The sequence below is a fragment of the Luteimonas sp. 100069 genome (assembly GCF_003813845.1).
GTDB lineage: Bacteria > Pseudomonadota > Gammaproteobacteria > Xanthomonadales > Xanthomonadaceae > Luteimonas > Luteimonas chenhongjianii.
On record NZ_RPFN01000002.1, the window covers coordinates 176927 to 195578 of the forward strand.

Sequence of the window (18652 nt, forward strand, 5' to 3'; positions counted from 1 at the left end):
GCATCGCGCGGACATGGCACATCACCATCCCAAGTCTTCCGAAGGTTACGGGCCCGTCGGGCCTGCGCCGAAGGAACACCAGGCGGTCTACACCACGCTGCATTTCGACAAGCCGTGGTCCTACGAGAACTACCTCAAGACGGGTGGTTACAGCGCGCTGCGCCGGATCCTCGAAGAGAAGATCCCGCCCACCGACGTCATCGAGATGGTCAAGCAGTCCGGCCTGCGTGGTCGCGGCGGCGCGGGCTTCCCGACCGGCCTGAAGTGGAGCTTCATGCCCAAGGGCGAGATGCAGAAGTACATCCTCTGCAACTCGGACGAATCCGAGCCCGGGACCGCCAAGGATCGCGACATCCTGCGCTACAACCCGCACGCGGTCATCGAGGGCATGGCGATCGCCTGCTACGCGACCGGCGCGAGCGTGGCCTACAACTACCTGCGCGGCGAGTTCCACCACGAGCCCTTCGAGCATCTGGAAGAAGCCACCGCCGAGGCCTATGCCAATGGCTGGCTGGGCAAGAACGTGCTCGGCAGCGGCATCGACATCGACATCCACAACGCCCTCGGCGCAGGCGCCTACATCTGCGGCGAAGAGACCGCGCTGATGGAGTCGCTGGAAGGCAAGAAGGGCCAGCCGCGCTTCAAGCCGCCGTTCCCGGCGAATTTCGGCCTCTACGGCAAGCCGACGACGATCAACAACACCGAGACGTTCGCCTCGGTGCCGGCCATCGTGCGCAATGGCGCCGAGTGGTTCATGAATCTCGGCAAGCCCAACAACGGCGGCTGCAAGATCTTTTCGGTGTCCGGCCATGTCGTCAGGCCCGGCAACCACGAGATCCGCCTGGGGACGCCCTTCTCGGAACTTCTCGAGATGTGCGGCGGCGTGCGCGAAGGCCGCAAGGTCAAGGGCGTGATCCCGGGTGGCTCCTCGATGCCGGTGCTGCCGGGCGAGACCATGATGGGCCTGACGATGGACTACGACGCGCTGCAGAAGGCCGGCTCCGGCCTGGGCTCGGGCGCGGTCATCGTGATGGACGACACCACCTGCATGGTGCGTGCCTGCCAGCGCATCGCACGCTTCTACTACAAGGAAAGCTGCGGGCAGTGCACGCCGTGCCGCGAGGGCACCGGCTGGATGTACCGCATGCTTACCCGTATCGCCGAGCACACCGCGACTGTAGAGGACCTGCAGATGCTGCGGGCGGCGGCGGGACAGATCGAGGGACACACCATCTGCGCATTCGGTGAAGCGGCCGCATGGCCGGTGCAGGGCTTCCTGCGCCACTTCTGGGACGAGTTCGAGTACGCGATCGTGAACAAGCGTTTCCTCGTCGACGATCAGCGCAACGGCACCGTCGTGCCGAAGGCGGTGGCCGCATGAGCGCCCAGCCGGTGAACCCGAACCTGCCGCCAGACCATGTCACCGTCTTCATCGACGGTGTCGAACTGGCCGCGCCCAAGGGTTCGATGATCATCCATGCCGCCGACAAGGCCGGCATTCCGATCCCGCGTTTCTGCTATCACGACAAGCTCGCGATCGCCGCGAACTGCCGCATGTGCCTGGTCGACACCGAGGTCGGCGGCCGTGGTGCGCCCAAGCCGTCGCCGGCCTGCGCCACGCCGGTGATGGACGGGCTGAAGGTCTTCACGCGCAACGAGAAGGCGCTCAAGGCCCAGCGCAACGTGATGGAGTTCCTGCTGATCAACCATCCGCTCGACTGCCCGATCTGCGATCAGGGCGGCGAGTGCGAACTGCAGGATCTCTCGCTGGGCTATGGCCGCTCGGTCAGCCGCTTCGCCGAGCGTAAGCGCGTCGTCGCCGACGAGGATCTCGGTCCGCTGGTCGCGACCGAGATGACCCGTTGTATCCAGTGCACGCGCTGCGTGCGCTTCACCGCGGAAATCGCCGGCACCTACGAGCTGGGCGGCATGCAGCGCGGTGAGAACCTGCAGATCGGCACCTACGACGGCAAGCCGCTGACGACCGAACTTTCCGGCAACGTCATCGACGTCTGCCCGGTCGGCGCGCTGACCAACAAGGTCTATCGCTTCCGCGCGCGTCCCTGGGAGCTGCTCGCGCGCGAGTCGCTCGGCGGCCATGACGCGCTCGGCAGCAACACATTCCTGCACGTGCGCCGCGGCGAAGTGATGCGCGTGGTGCCGCGTGAGAACGAAGCGGTCAACGAGTGCTGGATCTCCGATCGGGACCGGTATTCGCACCAGGGCCTGGCGGCTGAAGACCGCGCGGTGCGTCCGCTGGTCAAGGACGGCGGCGCATGGCGCGAAGCCTCGTGGGAGGAAGCCCTGACCCGCGCCGAGACCATCCTGCGCGACAACGCTGCCGACGAGCTCGGCGTGCTGGTGCATCCGGCGACTTCGAACGAGGAGGGCGCTCTGCTGGTCCGCCTTGCCGAAGCGCTCGGGACCGGCAATCTCGATCACCGCATTGCCCAGCGCGACCTGTCCGACGGCGCCGTGGCCGAGGCTTTCCCGATGCCCGTCGCCGAGCTCGACCGGGCCGATGTGGTGCTGCTGGTCGGCACCAATCTGCGCCACGAGGTTCCGCTGCTCCACCACCGCGTGCGTCAGGCGTGGAAGCGCGGCGCCAAGGTGTACGTGGTCAATCCGGTCGATTTCGAGTTCACTTTCGACATCGTCGACAAGGCCATCGTGCCGCCGTCGAAGATCGCCGAGACCCTGCAGGTCGCCGAGCTCGGTGACGCGCTGCGCGGCGGCAAGCATGCCGCGATCATCCTCGGCGCGCAGGCGGAAGCCAGCGCGCACGCTGCCGACATCCGCAAGGCTGCCACCGCGCTCGCCAGTGCGACCGGTGCGGCGCTGTGCCGCATCCCGCAGGGCGCCAATGCGCTGGGCCTGAGCCGCCTGGGCGTGCTGCCGACCTCGCGCGACGCCAATGCGATGCTCGCCGAGCGCCGCGGCGCCTACGTGATCTACGGCATCGAGCCGGGTCTGGACTTCGCCGACCAGGCGACTGCGTTGCAGGCACTGGGCGCTGCCCAGGTCGTGGCCTTCAGCCACTTCGCCTGTGAATCCACGCGCGCCGTGGCCGACGTGATCCTGCCGATCGGCGCCCTCGCCGAGATCGACGCGACGCTGACCAATCTGGAAGGCCGCGACCAGCAGGCCACTGCCGCCGGCAAGCTGCCGGTCGATGCGCGTGCCGGCTGGCGCGTGCTGCGCGCACTGGGTGGTGCGCTGGCGATGCCCGGTTTCGAGTTCACCGATCTGGCCGGCCTGCGTGCGGGTATCGAGCCGAAGTCGGTGACGGTTGCAGCCTCCGCGGCGCCGGTCGTGGACGGTGACGGTCTGGAACTGGCCGTGACCCAGGCGATCTATCGCGTCGATGGGCTGACCCGCCGCGCCGCTGCGCTGCAGTCGCATCCGCTGACCGTCGGTCCGCGCATCGTCCTGCATCCGGACGACGCCACGGCGAGCGGGTTGGTCGACGGTGCGATGGCGAAGGTCTCCAACGGGGTCGGTACCGCGACGCTGCAGGTGGCGGTCGACGACCGTGTCGCACCTGGCGCGGCGTGGGTGGAATCGGGCTACGGCGCCACTGCGGCGCTGGGAGCCGGCAAGGTCAAGGTGGTGGCGGCATGAGCGGGGTTCAGAACAGCGTCGTCAACACCGCGTCGCTCCTCGGTGACGCCAGCGCGCCCCTGTACGACTGGCTGATGTCCCTGGGCTCGGTCGGGCTGGTGCTGTGGATCGTGCTCAAGATCCTGCTGATCGCAGTGCCGGTGATCCTGTGCGTGGCGTTCTACGTGGTCTGGGAGCGCAAGCTCCTCGGCTGGATGCACCAGCGGCACGGTCCGATGTACGTGGGCATGGGCATCTTCCAGGCCTTTGCCGACGTCTTCAAACTGCTGTTCAAGGAAGTCATCCAGCCGACCAACGCGCAGCGCGTGCTGTTCGTGCTGGCGCCGCTGATCACGCTCGCGCCGGCGTTCGCCGCCTGGGCAGTGGTGCCTTTCGATGCGCAGCTGGTGCTGTCGAATGCCAACGCCGGCCTGCTGTATCTGCTGGCGATGACGAGCCTGGGCATCTACGGGATCATCCTCGCCGGCTGGGCGTCGAACTCCAAGTACGCCTTCCTCGGCGCGATGCGTGCCTCGGCGCAGATGATCAGCTACGAGATCGCGATGGGCTTTGCGCTCGTCGGCGTGATGGTTGGCGCCGGCAGCCTGAACCTGTCCGAGATCGTCATGGCGCAAGCGGGCGGCAAGGGCCTGTTCGACTGGTTCTGGCTGCCGATGCTGCCGCTGTTCGTCATCTACTTCATCTCCGGCGTGGCCGAGACCAACCGCGCGCCGTTCGACGTGGTGGAAGGCGAGTCGGAGATCGTCGCCGGTCACATGGTCGAGTATTCGGGTTCGGCGTTCGCGCTGTTCTTCCTCGCCGAGTACGCGAACATGATCCTGATCAGCTTCCTGGTCGCGATCTTCTTCCTCGGCGGCTGGCTGTCGCCGTTCCAGGGCTGGGGCATCCCGCTGCTGTCGGTCGACGGCTGGTGGTGGCTCTTCGCCAAGGTGATCTTCTTCGCCAGCTGCTTCATCTGGTTCCGCGCGTCGTTCCCGCGTTACCGCTATGACCAGATCATGCGCCTGGGCTGGAAGGTGTTCATTCCGATCAGCATCGGCTGGATCGTGGTGACGGCACTGATGGCGTATTTCGGCGTATTCGAGGCAGGACGGTGATGGGCAAGTTCGTTGCATGGTTCCGTAGCCTGTTGCTGCTCGAGCTGATCGGCGGCATGGCGCTGACCTTCCGCTATCTCTTCCGCGACAAGTACACGCTGATGTACCCGATGGAAAAGACGCCGCAGTCGCCACGTTTCCGCGGGCTGCATGCGCTGCGTCGCTATCCCAACGGGGAAGAGCGCTGCATCGCCTGCAAGCTGTGCGAGGCGGTGTGCCCGGCGCTGGCGATCACCATCGATTCGGAGCAGCGCGAGGACGGCAGCCGCCGCACGACGCGCTACGACATCGATCTGTTCAAGTGCATCTACTGCGGCTTCTGCGAGGAGTCGTGCCCGGTGGACTCGATCGTCGAAACCCACGTGCTCGAGTACCACTTCGAGAAGCGCGGCGAGAACATCGTCAACAAGCAGCAACTCCTCGCGATCGGCGACCGTCTCGAGTCCGAGATCGCCGAACGTCGCGCCGCCGACTCCGCGTACAGGTAAGTCATGGAATCCACCCTCATTGCATTCCTCGTCTTCGCCGCGATCACCGTGATGGCCGCGGTAGGGGTGATCAGCGCCCGCAACCCCGTGCATGCGGCGTTGTTCCTGGTGTTGACGTTCTTCTCGACCGCCTGCACTTGGCTGCTTGTAGGCGCCGAGTTCCTCGGCATCGCGCTGGTGCTGGTCTATGTCGGCGCGGTCATGGTGCTGTTCCTGTTCGTGGTGATGATGCTCGACGTCGATGTCGCGCCGCTGCGGGAAGGCTATGTGCGCTACCTGCCGGTCGGCCTGGTCGTCGCGGTGGTGATGCTGGTCGAGATCATCACGCTGATCGGGGTTCGCGCGCGGATGACGCCGTTCGCCGCCGATGCGGTCGACGAGGCGGGCCTGTCCAATACGGTATGGATCGCACGCCGCCTGTTCACGGACTTCCTGCTGCCGTTCGAGATCGCCGCGGTCATCCTGACCGTCGCGGTGATCGCCGCGGTGATGCTGACGCTGCGTCGCCGTCCCGGTGCCAAGCACCAGAACCCCAGCGAGCAGGCCCGCGTGCGGGCGAGTGACCGCATGCGCGTGGTCAAGATGGACGCGGTGCGTCCGGTGGTCGAGCCGGTGCCGGGTGCGGGTGAGGGAGAAACGAAATGACCGAGCTGTTCGGGACCGGCCTCGCGCTGGGCCATTACCTGTCGCTGGGCGCGGTGCTCTTCTGCATCAGCGTGGCGGGCATCTTCCTCAACCGGAAGAACGTGATCATCCTGCTGATGTCGATCGAGCTGATGCTGCTCGCGGTGAACATCAACTTCGTTGCGTTCTCGCGCGAGTTCGGTGATGCCGCCGGCCAGATCTTCGTGTTCTTCATTCTCACCGTGGCCGCGGCCGAGGCCGCGATCGGCCTTGCGATCCTGGTCACGCTGTTCCGCAACCGGCGCACGATCAACGTCGCCGAACTCGACACGCTGAAGGGCTGACCCGGGCATGGAGTACACAATTTCCAAGGGCATCCTGATCGCGATCGTCGTGGCGCCGCTGCTGGGCTCGATCATCGCGGGACTGTTCGGTCGTCAGGTCGGCCGCGTCGGCGCGCACTCGGTGACCATCGCGGGCGTCGCGATCAGCTGCGCGCTGTCGATCTATACGCTGTGGCAGCTGATGCAGGGCGCGCCGGTCTTCAACGAGAACGTCTATACGTTCTTCGAGGTCGGCAACTACTCGGCGTATGTCGGCTTCCTTGTCGACAACCTCACCGCGATGATGATGGTCGTGGTGACGTTCGTGGCGCTGCTCGTGCATCTCTACACCATCGGCTACATGGCCGAGGACCCGGGGTATCAGCGCTTCTTCAGCTATATCTCGCTGTTCACCTTCTCGATGCTCATGCTGGTGATGAGCAACAACTTCCTGCAGCTGTTCTTCGGCTGGGAGGCGGTGGGCCTGGTGTCGTACCTGCTGATCGGCTTCTGGTTCAAGAAGCCGACCGCTGTGTTCGCCAACATGAAGGCGTTCCTGGTCAACCGCGTCGGCGACTTCGGCTTCCTGCTCGGCATTGCCGGCGTGCTGTACTGGTTCGGCAGCCTCGACTACGCGACGGTGTTCGCCGCGGCCGACGCCACCATCGGCGGCGGGCAGACGGTCGAAGTGATCAACGGCTTCGAATGGTCGGTCGCCACGCTGGTCTGCATCTGTCTGTTCGTCGGTGCAATGGGCAAGTCGGCCCAGGTCCCCCTGCACGTGTGGCTGCCCGACTCGATGGAAGGTCCGACCCCGATCTCGGCGCTGATCCATGCCGCGACGATGGTCACCGCCGGCATCTTCATGGTGGCGCGCATGTCGCCGCTGTTCGAGCTGTCCGAAACCGCGCTGCAGTTCATCCTCTTCATCGGCGCGACGACCGCGTTCTTCACCGGCCTGATCGGCATCGTGCAGAACGACATCAAGCGCGTGGTCGCGTACTCGACACTGTCGCAGCTGGGTTACATGACCGTTGCGCTCGGCGTATCGGCGTATTCGGCCGCGGTGTTCCACCTGATGACCCACGCCTTCTTCAAGGCGCTGCTGTTCCTGGCGGCCGGTAGCGTCATCATCGGCATGCACCACGAGCAGGACATGCGCAAGATGGGCGGGCTGCGCAAGTACATGCCGATCACGTTCTGGACAAGCGTCATCGGCACGCTGGCCCTGGTCGGCACGCCGTTCTTCAGCGGGTTCTATTCCAAGGACACGATCATCGAGGCTGCCAAGCACGCCAGCGATGGCGGCGGTTGGGTGTTCCAGTACGCGTACTGGTCGGTGCTGCTCGGCGCCTTCGTGACGTCGTTCTACAGCTTCCGGCTGCTGTACATGACCTACTTCGGCAAGGAACGCTTCCGTGAGGCGCATGCGTCGGACAGCCACGCCGCACATGACGCGCACGGCCAGCACACCCTGCACGAGCCGCTGCATGACGACGGCCATGCGCATCCGGCGGGCGGCGACGCCCATGACGATCACGGACATCACGGCCCGCACGAGCCGCACGAATCTCCGTGGGTGGTGACGTTGCCGCTGATCCTGCTGGCGATCCCGTCGATCCTCATCGGCTACTTCACCGCGGGTCCGATGCTGTTCGGCACCGACTGGACCGGTCACCACGACGTGCGTGGCTTCTTCGACGGCGTGATCCACGTGCTGGCTTCGCACGACGTCATGGCGACGCTGAAGGAAGAGCTCTGGCACGGTCCGGCTGCGTTCGCGATGCACGGCTTCGTCGCCCCGGCTTTCTGGCTGGTCCTGGCAGGCTTCGTGCTGGCCACGGTGATGTACTGGTGGAAGCCCGAGCTTCCCGCCAAGGCTGCCCATGTGTTCCGTCTGCCGATCCGGGTGCTCGAGAACAAGTACGGCATGGACGACCTGTGGATCGGTGGCTTCGCCGGTGGCGGCGTCGCGCTGGGCAAGCTGTCGCGCGTGTTCGACACCCGGGTGATCGATGGCCTGTTCGTCAACGGGCCGGCGCGCGTCGTCGGCCTGGTCTCGGGCCTCGTCCGCCGGCTGCAGTCCGGTGCTCTCTACCACTACGCATTCGCGATGATCGTCGGCCTGATCGTGCTCCTGGCCGTCCTCATCAAGTACTGGCGCTGACGGAAATACCTACGTGTCGAATTGGCCTCTTCTCAGTCTCCTGATCTGGCTGCCGATCCTCGGCGGTGCCTGCGTGCTCGCCCTGGGCGAGCGCCGCCCCGATGCCGCCCGCTGGGTGTCGCTGGCGGTCGCGCTGCTCGTCTTTGTGGTCAGCATCCCGTTGTTCACCGGCTTCGACTACACCAACGGGGGTTTGCAGTTCCTCGAACGTCGCGAGTGGATCCCGTCGCTGGACATCGAATACCACCTCGGCGCCGACGGCATCTCGGTCGCGCTGATCGTGTTGACGACGCTGACCACCGCGCTGGTGATCATCGGTGCGTGGACCTCGATCACCAAGCGCGTGTCGCAGTACCTCGCGGCGATGCTGGTCCTCGAGGGCATGATGGTCGGCGTGTTCGCGGCCGTCGACGCGATGCTGTTCTACGTGTTCTTCGAAGCCATGCTGATCCCGATGTTCATCATCATCGGGGTGTGGGGTGGTACGAACCGCGTGTACGCGTCGATGAAGTTCTTCCTGTACACGTTCCTCGGTTCGCTGTTCATGCTGGTCGCGCTGATCTACCTGTACATCCAGGCAGGCAGCTGGCAGCTCCCCGATCTCTACGCGCTGCCGCTGTCTTCGACCGAGCAGATGTGGCTGTTCTTCGCATTCCTGGCTGCCTTCGCGGTCAAGGTGCCGATGTTCCCGGTCCACACCTGGCTGCCCGACGCGCACGTGGAGGCGCCGACCGGCGGCTCGGTGATCCTGGCGGCGATCATGCTGAAGATCGGCGGCTACGGCTTCCTGCGCTTCAACCTGCCGATCACGCCTGACGCCGGCCACGAATGGGCCTGGCTGGTCATCGCGCTGTCGCTGATCGCGATCGTCTATGTCGGCCTGGTCGCGCTGGTCCAGCAGGACATGAAGAAGCTGGTGGCGTACTCGTCGGTGTCGCACATGGGCTTCGTGACCCTGGGCGTGTTCATCGCGTTCGCGCTGGTGCGCGAGGTGCCTGACGGCTCCGACGCCGCGCGGCTCGGCCTGCAGGGCGCGATGGTGCAGATGGTGTCGCACGGCTTCATTTCCGGCGCGATGTTCTCCTGCATCGGCATCCTCTACGACCGCATGCACACGCGGCAGATCCGCGATTACGGTGGCGTCGCGAACGTCATGCCGTGGTTCGCCGCGTTCTACGTGTTGTTCGCGATGGCCAACTCCGGGCTCCCGGGTACGTCAGGGTTCGTCGGCGAGTTCATGGTGATCATGGCGGCGTTCCAGAGCCATCCGATGATCGCGTTCTTCGCCGCGACGACGCTGATCATCGGCGCGGCCTACACGCTGTGGCTGGTCAAGCGGGTGCTCTATGGCGAGGTTTCCAATGCCCACGTCGCCGCGCTCAAGGACATCAACGCCCGTGAAGCGCTGGTGCTGGGTGTGTTCGCGGCCGGCACGCTGCTGATCGGTGTCTATCCCAAGCCGCTGATCGATCTGATGGAGCCGTCCATCGCGCAACTGGCGAACCTGATCGCCGTAAGCAAGCTCTGAGGACACTGTTGCGATGATTTCTGCTCCGATGACGCCTCCCATCCGCACCCTGGCCGAGCTGGGCCCGATCGTTCCCGAGCTCGTAGTGGTGCTGGGCGCGTTCGCCCTGCTGATGCTCGACCTGTTCATCGATCCGCGCCGACGGCTGATCACCCACGTCTTGGCGGTGGCCACGCTGATTGGCGCTGCCGTCCTCATCATGATGGGCGTTGGCGGCCACGGCACGATCCTGGCCGACATGTTCGTGCGCGACAGCGGCGCCGACGTGCTCAAGGTCACCGGCCTGCTGGTCGGCGCCGCGGCGCTCGGCTATGCCTGGGTCTTCCTGCGTGAGCGGAATCTCTACCAGGGCGAGATCCCGGTGCTGTTCCTGTTCACCACCGCCGGCATGATGTTGCTGGTCTCGGCCAACAACCTGACGATGGTGTACGTCGGCCTGGAGCTGCTCGCGCTGTGTTCGTATGCGCTGGTCGCCTGCGACCGCGACAGCAAGCTGGCCTCCGAAGCGGCGATGAAGTACTTCGTCCTCGGCGCGTTGGCCTCGGGCATGCTGCTGTTCGGCATGTCCCTGGTGTATGGCGCGACCGGCTCGCTGTCGCTGCCGGAGATCCAGCAGGCGATCGGCGCGCTCGACGGCGAGAACCGCGTGCTGCTGCTCACCGGCATGGTTTTCCTGGTCGTCGGCATCGCGTTCAAGTTCGGCGCCGCGCCGTTCCACATGTGGCTGCCCGACACCTATACCGGCGCGCCGACCCCGATCGTGGCCTTCATCAGCTCGGTGCCCAAGATTGCCGCGTTCGGCATGGCCTGGCGCCTGCTCGATACCGCGCTCGGTCCGCTGCATGACCAGTCGCAGTTGCTGGTTTCGCTGCTCGCCGCGCTGTCGCTGGTGGTGGGCAACCTGTTCGCCCTGGCGCAGACCAACCTCAAGCGCATGCTGGCCTACTCGACGATCTCGCATGTCGGCTTCCTGTTCCTCGGCCTGGCCGGTGGCGGGGAGATGGGCTATGCATCGGCGATGTTCTACGTGATCACCTACGCGCTGATGTCGGCCGCGGCATTCGGCGCGATCGTCATGCTGTCGCGCAACGGCTTCGAGGCCGACCGCATCGACGACTACAAGGGTCTCAACCAGCGCAGCCCGTGGATGGCGTTCATGGTGCTGTGCGTCATGGCCTCGCTGGCCGGCGTGCCGCCGTTCCTGGGCTTCTGGGCCAAGCTCGCAGTCCTGCAGGCCGCGCTCGAAGGCGGGCTGCTGTGGCTGGCGATCGTCGGCATCGTGTTCGCGGTGGTCGGTGCGTACTACTACCTGCGCGTGATCAAGGTCATGTACTTCGATGCCCCCGAGGCCGCGCCGATGGCGCAGCGTCCAGGCGCTCCGATGCGCATCGTGTTCGCGCTCAACGTGCTCGCGCTGGTGGCGGTCGTGCCGTTCTTCAGCCCGCTGATGGCTTGGTGCCGGCAGGCATTCGCCGGTTGAGCTTGCCAAGGGCGTTGCATCTGTTAAGATGCGCGCCCGGTCGTTGCAACATCGCGATCGGGAAGAGTTGAGGGACGCGGAATCGCCCGAAACTTCTTGCAATATCGAAGAGCAATCTTCATAATTCCGCTTCTGATGCGGGGTGGAGCAGTCTGGCAGCTCGTCGGGCTCATAACCCGAAGGTCGCAGGTTCAAATCCTGCCCCCGCTACCATATTCATCGCGGTAACGACGACAGGCTTCAAGGTCGGTCGGAGCGAGGAATCTGGGCTTGCCGAAGCTACTGCTTCGCTTCGGCGCCGACATCCAGTGGTATCGGACAAGGGGCCCATCGGGCCCTTTGTCGTTTTCCGCGACCGGAAAGCCGCAGGCGCCCAGGGGCGAAGCGGTGGTCGCGCGAAGTGCGGCGATCGTGCGGTACCGGACACGTAACCGACGAGGGACCAGTGGCGGACAAGGCGACACAACTCACTCAATTGCTTGCGCCGACGGTCGAGGCGCTCGGCCTCGAGCTGCTCGGTATCGAGTACCTGCCCGCGCCGGGCGGTTCGCTCGTACGCATCTATATCGACGTGCCCCTCGGCGCCGAGGCCGGCCAGGCCGACCCGGAAGGCGAGGGTGGCCAGGGCGTGACGATCGAGCATTGCGAAGCGGTCAGTCGCGAGATTTCGGCGCAGCTCGACGTCGAGGATCCGATCACCGGCAACTACACGCTCGAGGTCTCCTCGCCCGGCATCGACCGGCCCCTGTTCGGCGCCTCGCAGTTCGCGCGCTATGTCGGGGAGAGTGCGAAGGTCACCCTCAGGTTGCCGCAGGACGGCCGCCGTCGCCTGACCGGCCGCATCGTCTCGGTCGAGGGCGACACGGTGACCTTCGACATCGACGGTACGGCGTTTGTCGCCCAGGGCGACAACATCGACAAGGCCCGCCTGGTGCCCGACTGGGCCGCCCTGGGCCTGGCGCCGTCGAGCGAGAAGAAAGACAAGGGGCGCGCTTCGGGTGCGACCCGCAAGGCAAACCACACACCACGTGACAACAAGCGGTCGGCGGATCCGTCCACCGCTGCGGAGTGAATGAAAAGATGAGCAAGGAACTGTTGCTGGTCGTCGATGCGGTCGCCAGCGAGAAGGGTGTCCCGGAGTCGGTGATCCTCGAAGCGATCGAAGCCGCGCTGGCCACTGCCGCAAAGAAGCGTTTCCATGACCAGGACGTGCTGACGCGCGTCACCATCGACGCGAAGGACGGCAGCTACGAGACCTTCCGTCGCTGGGAAGTCGTGGCCGACGACGTCGTGATGGAATCGCCCGACCGCCAGATCCGGCTGATGGACGCGATCGAGGAGGCCGATGGCGTCGAGGTCGGGGACTACATCGAAGAGCAGATCGAGAACGTCGACTTCGGCCGCATCGCTGCGCAGGCCGCCAAGCAGGTCATCGTCCAGCGCGTGCGCGAAGCCGAGCGCCAGCAGGTCGTCGATGCCTGGAAGGATCGCGTGGGCGAGCTGGTCACCGGCGTGGTCAAGCGCGTGGAGCGTGGCAATGTCTACGTCGACCTGGGCGGCAACGCCGAGGCGTTGATCCAGAAGGACAAGGCGATCCCGCGCGACGTCGTGCGCGCCGGCGACCGTGTCCGCGGTTACCTGTACGACGTGCGCAGTGAACCCCGCGGCCCGCAGCTGTTCATCAGCCGCGCCGCACCTGAATTCATGATCGAGCTGTTCAAGCTCGAAGTGCCGGAAGTGGGCCAGGGTCTGGTCGAGATCAAGGCCTGTGCCCGCGATCCGGGCGACCGCGCCAAGATCGCGGTGCTGGCCTACGACACTCGGACCGATCCCATCGGCGCCTGCATCGGCATGCGCGGTTCGCGCGTGCAGGCCGTGAGCAACGAGCTCAACGGCGAGCGCGTGGACATCGTGCTGTGGTCGGACAATCCGGCCCAGTTCGTCATCAATGCGATGGCGCCGGCCGAGGTGCAGTCGATCGTCGTCGACGAGGACAAGCACTCCATGGACCTGGCGGTCGCCGAGGACAAGCTGGCCCAGGCGATCGGCAAGGGCGGCCAGAACGTGCGCCTCGCCAGCCGCCTGTCGGGCTGGCAGCTGAACGTGATGACCCAGGACCAGGTCACCGCGAAGTCGGACGCCGAGCAGGCGACGGCGCGCGCCCTGTTCCAGGAAAAGCTGGAGGTCGACGAGGAAATCGCCGCCATCCTGGTTGCCGAGGGCTTCAGCACGGTCGAGGAAATCGCCTACGTGCCGGTCGGCGAGCTGCTGGCCGTCGAGGGCTTCGACGAGGATATCGTCGAGGAACTGCGTGGACGCGCCAGGGACTCGCTGCTCAACGATGCGCTCGCGGTCGAGGAGGGCGTCGACGAGAATGCGCCGTCCGAGGATCTGCTGGCGCTGGCGGGCATGGACGAGGCCACTGCGTATGCGCTGGCGTCACACGGCATCCGTACCAGTGAGGATCTCTCCGATCTCGGCGCGGACGAGGTGCTCGAGTTCGGTATCGAGGATCTTGACGAGGGCCGCGCTGCGGCGCTGATCCTCGCCGCCCGGTCCGAAGAAATCGCGCGCCTGGAGCGCGAAGGCTGATCGGACGCGCCGGCTCGCTGCCTCGCGGCAGCGGTCGGACGAGCAGACGCCCGGTCATGGAACACGATCCAGTCGGAACGCATCCCATGCAGCGTTAGAATGACAAATCCACTGCGCCGCCTTCGCGGCGGCGCGCAAGGAACCGGAACCACGAATGTCGCAACAAACCACCATCCGTAAGCTGGCCGCACTGGTGAACACGCCGGTCGAGAAACTGCTCGAACAGCTGTCCGAAGCGGGCATGCCGTTCAGCGATCCCGACCAGGTCGTCACCAGTGCCGAGAAGCTCAAGCTGCTCGGCTTCCTGAAGCGCGCGCACGGCAAGGGCGATGCCCCGGTCGAGGAAGTCGCCGCGCCGAAGAAGATCACGCTCAGCCGCAGCCGCAAGCAGGAACTGACGGTCGGTGGCGGCAAGAACCGCCAGACGGTCGATGTCGTCGTCCGCAAGAAGGTCACGCTGAGCCCCGGCGAGGGTGGCAAGGTCGATCCTGAATCCGAGCGCGCCGAAATCCTGCGCAAGCTCGAGGCGTCGCGCCAGAAGAACCTGTCCGAGCAGCAGCGCCTGGCTGAGGATGACCGGCGCCGCGCCGAGGAGGTCCAGCAGCGCAAGCGTGAGGCCGAGGCCGAGGCCGAGCGCCTGCGCGAGCAGGCGGCTGCTGCCGCCGCCGCGCCGCCGCCGGCGGCGGAAGCCACCGAGACTGTCCGCCGCGCGCCGCCTGCGCACGGCCATGGCCACAAGCCGGCCACGCCGCCGCGCGCCGATGACCGCAACGCGCCTGCCGGTGCCAAGAAGGGCAACCGCGGCTCGCATGCGATGGTCAGCGGCGTCGAGGACGACGACAAGACCGCGCGATTCGCCGGCCAGCTGCACCTCAGTGCCTCCGACCGCGCCCGTCGCAGCACCAGCAACACCCGCGGCAAGCCGCAGCGTGGTGGTCCGCAGCGTCGCGGCAATGCGCCGTCGCGCAGCGGTGGTGGCCCGCACGGCTTCGAACGTCCGACCGCGCCGATGCAGCGCGAAGTGGCGATCGGCGATGCGATCACCGTGGCCGACCTTGCGCAGAAGCTCGCGATGAAGGGCGGCGACGTGGTCAAGGCGCTGTTCAAGATGGGCGTCATGGCGACCATCACCCAGTCGATCGACCACGACACCGCGGCGCTGGCCGTCGAAGAACTCGGCCACATTCCGGTGCGCGCCGATGCCGACGACGCCGAGAGCGAGCTGATCGCACACGTGGGCGAAACGCAGGGCGAGCTGGTGCCCCGTCCGCCGGTCGTGACGATCATGGGTCATGTCGATCACGGCAAGACCTCGCTGCTCGACTACATCCGTCGCACCAAGATCGCCTCCGGCGAAGCAGGCGGCATCACCCAGCACATCGGCGCGTACCACGTGGAGACCGAGAAGGGCGTCATCAGCTTCCTCGACACCCCGGGCCACGCGGCATTCACGTCGATGCGCGCACGTGGCGCCAAGCTCACCGACATCGTGATCCTGGTGGTCGCGGCCGACGACGGCGTCATGCCGCAGACGGTCGAGGCGATCAAGCATGCGAAGGCGGCGAAGGTGCCGTTGATCGTCGCGATCAACAAGATCGACAAGTCCGGCGCCGACCCGTCGCGGGTCAAGAACGAGCTGCTCGAGCACGAAATCGTGGCCGAGGAGTTCGGCGGCGACACGCAGATGGTCGAACTGTCGGCCAAGACCGGCGACGGCGTCGACGATCTGCTCGATGCGATTTCGCTGCAGTCGGAGATCCTCGAACTGCGTGCGGTGGCCGAAGGCCGCGCCAGCGGTACCGTGATCGAATCGTCGCTGGACAAGGGCCGCGGCCCGGTGGCCACGGTACTGGTGCAGAACGGCCTGCTGGCGCGTGGCGACTACCTCGTCTGCGGCGTGCAGTACGGCCGTGTGCGCGCCCTGTTCGACGAAACCGGCAACCAGGTGCAGACGGCTGGCCCGTCGATCCCGGTGCAGGTGCTTGGCCTTTCGGGCGTGCCGGACGCGGGCGACGACTTCGTCGTGGTCGCCGACGAGCGCCTGGCCAAGGAAGTGGCCCAGCAGCGCGAGACCAAGCGTCGCGAGACGCGCCTGGTGCAGGCCGCGGGCAACCGCATGGAAGACATCATGGCGCAGATGGGCCAGGCCGAGCAGCAGCTGTCGCTCAATCTGGTCATCAAGGCGGACGTGCAGGGTTCGGTCGAAGCGCTCAAGCAGGCCCTGGTCGCACTGTCGAACGATCAGATCCGCATCAACGTCATCGTTTCGGGCGTCGGCGGAATCACCGAGTCGGATGCCAACTCCGCAGCCGCGGCGAAGGCGACGATCATCGGCTTCAACGTCCGCGCAGACGCATCGGCGCGCAAGGTGATCGAGAGCAATGGTCTCGACTTGCGCTACTTCTCGGTGATCTACGACGTGATCGACCAGGTCAAGCAGGTCGCCTCGGGCATCCTGGGCATGGAGATCCGCGAGGAGATCATCGGCGTGGCCGAAGTGCGCGACGTGTTCCGCAGTTCGAAGTTCGGCGCGGTCGCAGGCTCGATGGTCATCGAGGGCGTGGTCCGGCGGAACAAGCCGATCCGCGTGCTGCGCGACAACACCGTCATCTTCGAAGGCGAGCTCGAATCGCTGCGCCGCTTCAAGGAGAACGTCGACGAAGTGCGTAACGGCACCGAGTGCGGCATCGGCGTCAAGGCCTACAACGACATCAAGCCGGGCGACCAGATCGAGTGCTTCGAGCGCATCGAGGTCCAGCGCACCCTCTAAGGGCGCGCCGGGCGGCAAACACCGGCGGCCGGGCTCCGTTTCCCACGGACCCGGCCGTCGTCGTCTACGGCGGCCGCTGGCCGTCCCGTTCCATCGTTACAGGCCCCATTCCCGTGTCCACCAAATCCTTCCACCGTACCGACCGTGTATCCGCCCAGCTGCGCCGCGAGCTCGGCACGCTCGTGCGCGAGGCGGTCTCCGAACACGGCTTGCCTTCGGTGAGCGTGTCCGACGTCGAGGTCACCCGTGATATGGCCCACGCCAAGGTCTTTGTGACCGCGTTGCAGTCCGAGCGCGCCGCCGAAGCCATGAAGGGGCTCAAGGCGGTGGCGCACGAGATCCGCTTCCGCCTTGCGCGCGCGGTCAAGCTTCGCCACGTGCCGGAGCTGCATTTCCACTACGACGATTCGGTCGACCGCGGCGAACGCATCGACAATCTTCTGCGCGACCTCGACGACGGACGTCCCGCCGAGTGAGCGATCGCGACCCTGCGGTCGCGCCGGTGCCCCGTCCATCGAGCGGCCCGCGCGCGAACCGCCGCGGCCAGGATCGGCCACGCACGAAGTTCCGCAAGCTCGACGGCATCCTGCTGCTCGACAAACCGCGCGGCATGAGTTCCAACCAGGCCCTCCAGCGCGTGCGGCACCTGTTCCGTGCCGAGAAGGGCGGGCATACCGGCAGCCTTGATCCACTGGCGACCGGCCTGCTGCCGGTGTGCTTCGGCGAGGCCACCAAGATCGCCGGCGGTCTGCTCGGCGCGCGCAAGGCCTACACCACGGTCGCCCGGCTCGGCCAGGTGACCGATACCGACGATGCCGACGGCGAGGTGCTGCGCGAGCGCCCGGTGCCGGCGCTGAGCATCGAGATGCTCGATGCCGCGCTCGGTCAGCTGGTCGGCCGCATCCAGCAGCGACCGCCGATCTACTCGGCGCTCAAGCGCGGCGGCGAGCCGCTCTATGCCAAGGCGCGGCGTGGCGAGACGGTCGAGATCGATACCCGACCGGTCGACGTGCATGCGTTCGAACTCCAATCCGCCGCCGACCTGCTCGACGGCGTGGTCGAGCCCGGCGGCATGCCGCAGCTGCGGCTTCACGTCGAATGCGGTTCCGGCACCTACGTGCGCAGTCTGGTGCGGGATCTGGGCGAACTGCTCGGCTGCGGGGCCCACGTGGCCGAGCTGCGGCGGCTGTGGGTGGACCCGTTCCGCGATCCGCGCATGTGGACGCTCGAAGACCTGCAGGCACTGGCCGCCCGCGACGAGGCGCAGCTCGAAGCCTGCGTGCTGGACATCGAGGCGGGCATGCTGGCCTGGCCGCAGGTTCATGTCGATCTTCGCCAGGCGGCGCGTCTCCAGCATGGGCAGGACCTGCCTGGGCCGTACGCACCAGCAGGCGAGGTCGCGGTCATGGGCCCGGCCGGACTGGCCGAGGGCCTGGGCCACGTGGACGAGAACGGCCGTCTAAGGCCCCAACGCATGTTCCGTCGGGCAGGGTCGGACACTGCGGGCTGAATGGCCTGCCTTGTCCGGCTTCCGGGTCGGCGGTACAATTCGTGCGCCCTTTTAGGGGCACTCCGCAACATCCATTTCATGGCGGTCCGGGCGGTACGCGCCGGTGCGAACTGCACAGCGCGATCTTCTGCGGGACCCGCGTCAAGAGAACAGCAATGACCAGCAGCATCGACAACGGCAAGATCATCGAAGAACACAAGCGCGGCGACAACGACACCGGCTCGCCGGAAGTCCAGGTCGCCCTGCTGACCGCACGCATCGTGCACCTGACCGAGCACTTCAAGACGCACAAGAAGGACCACCACAGCCGCCGCGGCCTGCTGATGATGGTCAACCGTCGTCGCAGCCTGCTGGACTATCTGCACCGGAAGGATGCCGATCGTTACAAGGCGCTGATCGAAAAGCTCGGCCTGCGTCGCTAAGCGTGACACCCACCACGGCGCAGAAATGCG

15 protein-coding genes and 1 tRNA gene are annotated in these 18652 nt (G+C 66.2%); all 16 read left to right on the top strand.

The window, feature by feature from the left end; genetic code table 11:
- Window positions 1–13 precede the first annotated feature (13 nt).
- Window positions 14–1381, top strand: a complete 1368-nt coding sequence (gene nuoF, locus EGK76_RS07310; RefSeq protein ID WP_096297547.1) for an NADH-quinone oxidoreductase subunit NuoF — start codon at window positions 14–16, stop codon at window positions 1379–1381.
- Window positions 1378–3621, top strand: a complete 2244-nt coding sequence (gene nuoG, locus EGK76_RS07315) for an NADH-quinone oxidoreductase subunit NuoG (protein ID WP_123832168.1) — start codon at window positions 1378–1380, stop codon at window positions 3619–3621. The genes nuoF and nuoG overlap by 4 nt, the downstream gene beginning before the upstream one ends.
- Complete coding sequence (gene nuoH / locus EGK76_RS07320) at window positions 3618–4718, top strand: NADH-quinone oxidoreductase subunit NuoH (RefSeq protein WP_096297549.1); 1101 nt, start codon at window positions 3618–3620, stop codon at window positions 4716–4718. Before nuoG ends, nuoH begins: the two co-directional genes overlap by 4 nt.
- Window positions 4718–5206, top strand: coding sequence for an NADH-quinone oxidoreductase subunit NuoI (gene nuoI, locus EGK76_RS07325; RefSeq protein ID WP_096297550.1), 489 nt, complete (start codon window positions 4718–4720; stop codon window positions 5204–5206). The genes nuoH and nuoI overlap by 1 nt, the downstream gene beginning before the upstream one ends.
- Window positions 5207–5209: 3 nt before the next feature.
- Window positions 5210–5851: an NADH-quinone oxidoreductase subunit J gene (locus EGK76_RS07330; protein ID WP_123832169.1), complete on the top strand. Its 642-nt coding sequence runs from the start codon at window positions 5210–5212 to the stop codon at window positions 5849–5851.
- Window positions 5848–6174, top strand: coding sequence for an NADH-quinone oxidoreductase subunit NuoK (nuoK, locus tag EGK76_RS07335; protein WP_096297552.1), 327 nt, complete (start codon window positions 5848–5850; stop codon window positions 6172–6174). Before EGK76_RS07330 ends, nuoK begins: the two co-directional genes overlap by 4 nt.
- A gap of 7 nt (window positions 6175–6181) precedes the next feature.
- On the top strand, window positions 6182–8320 hold the full coding sequence (gene nuoL, locus EGK76_RS07340) for an NADH-quinone oxidoreductase subunit L (protein WP_096297553.1): 2139 nt from the start codon (window positions 6182–6184) through the stop codon (window positions 8318–8320).
- Window positions 8321–8333: 13 nt separating this feature from the next.
- The gene (locus EGK76_RS07345; RefSeq protein WP_096297554.1) at window positions 8334–9848 is read left to right on the top strand and encodes an NADH-quinone oxidoreductase subunit M; all 1515 of its coding nucleotides are present in this window, start codon (window positions 8334–8336) and stop codon (window positions 9846–9848) included.
- 13 nt (window positions 9849–9861) lie between these two features.
- Complete coding sequence (nuoN, locus tag EGK76_RS07350) at window positions 9862–11328, top strand: NADH-quinone oxidoreductase subunit NuoN (RefSeq protein WP_096297555.1); 1467 nt, start codon at window positions 9862–9864, stop codon at window positions 11326–11328.
- Window positions 11329–11464: 136 nt separating this feature from the next.
- A tRNA-Met gene (locus EGK76_RS07355) sits at window positions 11465–11541 on the top strand.
- A 232-nt stretch (window positions 11542–11773) separates the two neighbouring features.
- Complete coding sequence (rimP, locus tag EGK76_RS07360; RefSeq protein WP_123832170.1) at window positions 11774–12400, top strand: ribosome maturation factor RimP; 627 nt, start codon at window positions 11774–11776, stop codon at window positions 12398–12400.
- A gap of 8 nt (window positions 12401–12408) precedes the next feature.
- The gene (gene nusA / locus EGK76_RS07365) at window positions 12409–13920 is read left to right on the top strand and encodes a transcription termination factor NusA (RefSeq protein ID WP_096300405.1); all 1512 of its coding nucleotides are present in this window, start codon (window positions 12409–12411) and stop codon (window positions 13918–13920) included.
- Between the two features lie 154 nt (window positions 13921–14074).
- Entirely contained in the window at window positions 14075–16690 is a 2616-nt protein-coding gene (infB, locus tag EGK76_RS07370) for a translation initiation factor IF-2 (protein ID WP_123832171.1), read from the top strand.
- A gap of 113 nt (window positions 16691–16803) precedes the next feature.
- Complete coding sequence (gene rbfA / locus EGK76_RS07375; protein WP_179948227.1) at window positions 16804–17166, top strand: 30S ribosome-binding factor RbfA; 363 nt, start codon at window positions 16804–16806, stop codon at window positions 17164–17166.
- 26 nt (window positions 17167–17192) lie between these two features.
- On the top strand, window positions 17193–18200 hold the full coding sequence (gene truB, locus EGK76_RS07380) for a tRNA pseudouridine(55) synthase TruB (RefSeq protein ID WP_255409779.1): 1008 nt from the start codon (window positions 17193–17195) through the stop codon (window positions 18198–18200).
- 155 nt (window positions 18201–18355) lie between these two features.
- Window positions 18356–18622 carry a 30S ribosomal protein S15 gene (gene rpsO, locus EGK76_RS07385; RefSeq protein ID WP_096297558.1) on the top strand — a complete coding sequence of 89 codons (267 nt, stop codon included), beginning with the start codon at window positions 18356–18358 and terminating at the stop codon, window positions 18620–18622.
- The last annotated feature ends 30 nt before the right edge of the window (window positions 18623–18652 follow it).

Bases quoted from the DNA above. Each gene is read 5' to 3' on its own strand.
- nuoN (WP_096297555.1), top strand. From the start codon at position 9,862: ATGATTTCTGCTCCGATGACGCCTCCCATCCGCACCCTGGCCGAGCTG.
- rpsO (WP_096297558.1), top strand. From the start codon at position 18,356: ATGACCAGCAGCATCGACAACGGCAAGATCATCGAAGAACACAAGCGC.
- nuoI (WP_096297550.1), top strand. From the start codon at position 4,718: ATGGGCAAGTTCGTTGCATGGTTCCGTAGCCTGTTGCTGCTCGAGCTG.
- nuoK (WP_096297552.1), top strand. From the start codon at position 5,848: ATGACCGAGCTGTTCGGGACCGGCCTCGCGCTGGGCCATTACCTGTCG.
- infB (WP_123832171.1), top strand. From the start codon at position 14,075: ATGTCGCAACAAACCACCATCCGTAAGCTGGCCGCACTGGTGAACACG.
- nusA (WP_096300405.1), top strand. From the start codon at position 12,409: ATGAGCAAGGAACTGTTGCTGGTCGTCGATGCGGTCGCCAGCGAGAAG.
- EGK76_RS07330 (WP_123832169.1), top strand. From the start codon at position 5,210: ATGGAATCCACCCTCATTGCATTCCTCGTCTTCGCCGCGATCACCGTG.
- nuoG (WP_123832168.1), top strand. From the start codon at position 1,378: ATGAGCGCCCAGCCGGTGAACCCGAACCTGCCGCCAGACCATGTCACC.
- nuoH (WP_096297549.1), top strand. From the start codon at position 3,618: ATGAGCGGGGTTCAGAACAGCGTCGTCAACACCGCGTCGCTCCTCGGT.
- nuoF (WP_096297547.1), top strand. From the start codon at position 14: ATGGCACATCACCATCCCAAGTCTTCCGAAGGTTACGGGCCCGTCGGG.
- nuoL (WP_096297553.1), top strand. From the start codon at position 6,182: ATGGAGTACACAATTTCCAAGGGCATCCTGATCGCGATCGTCGTGGCG.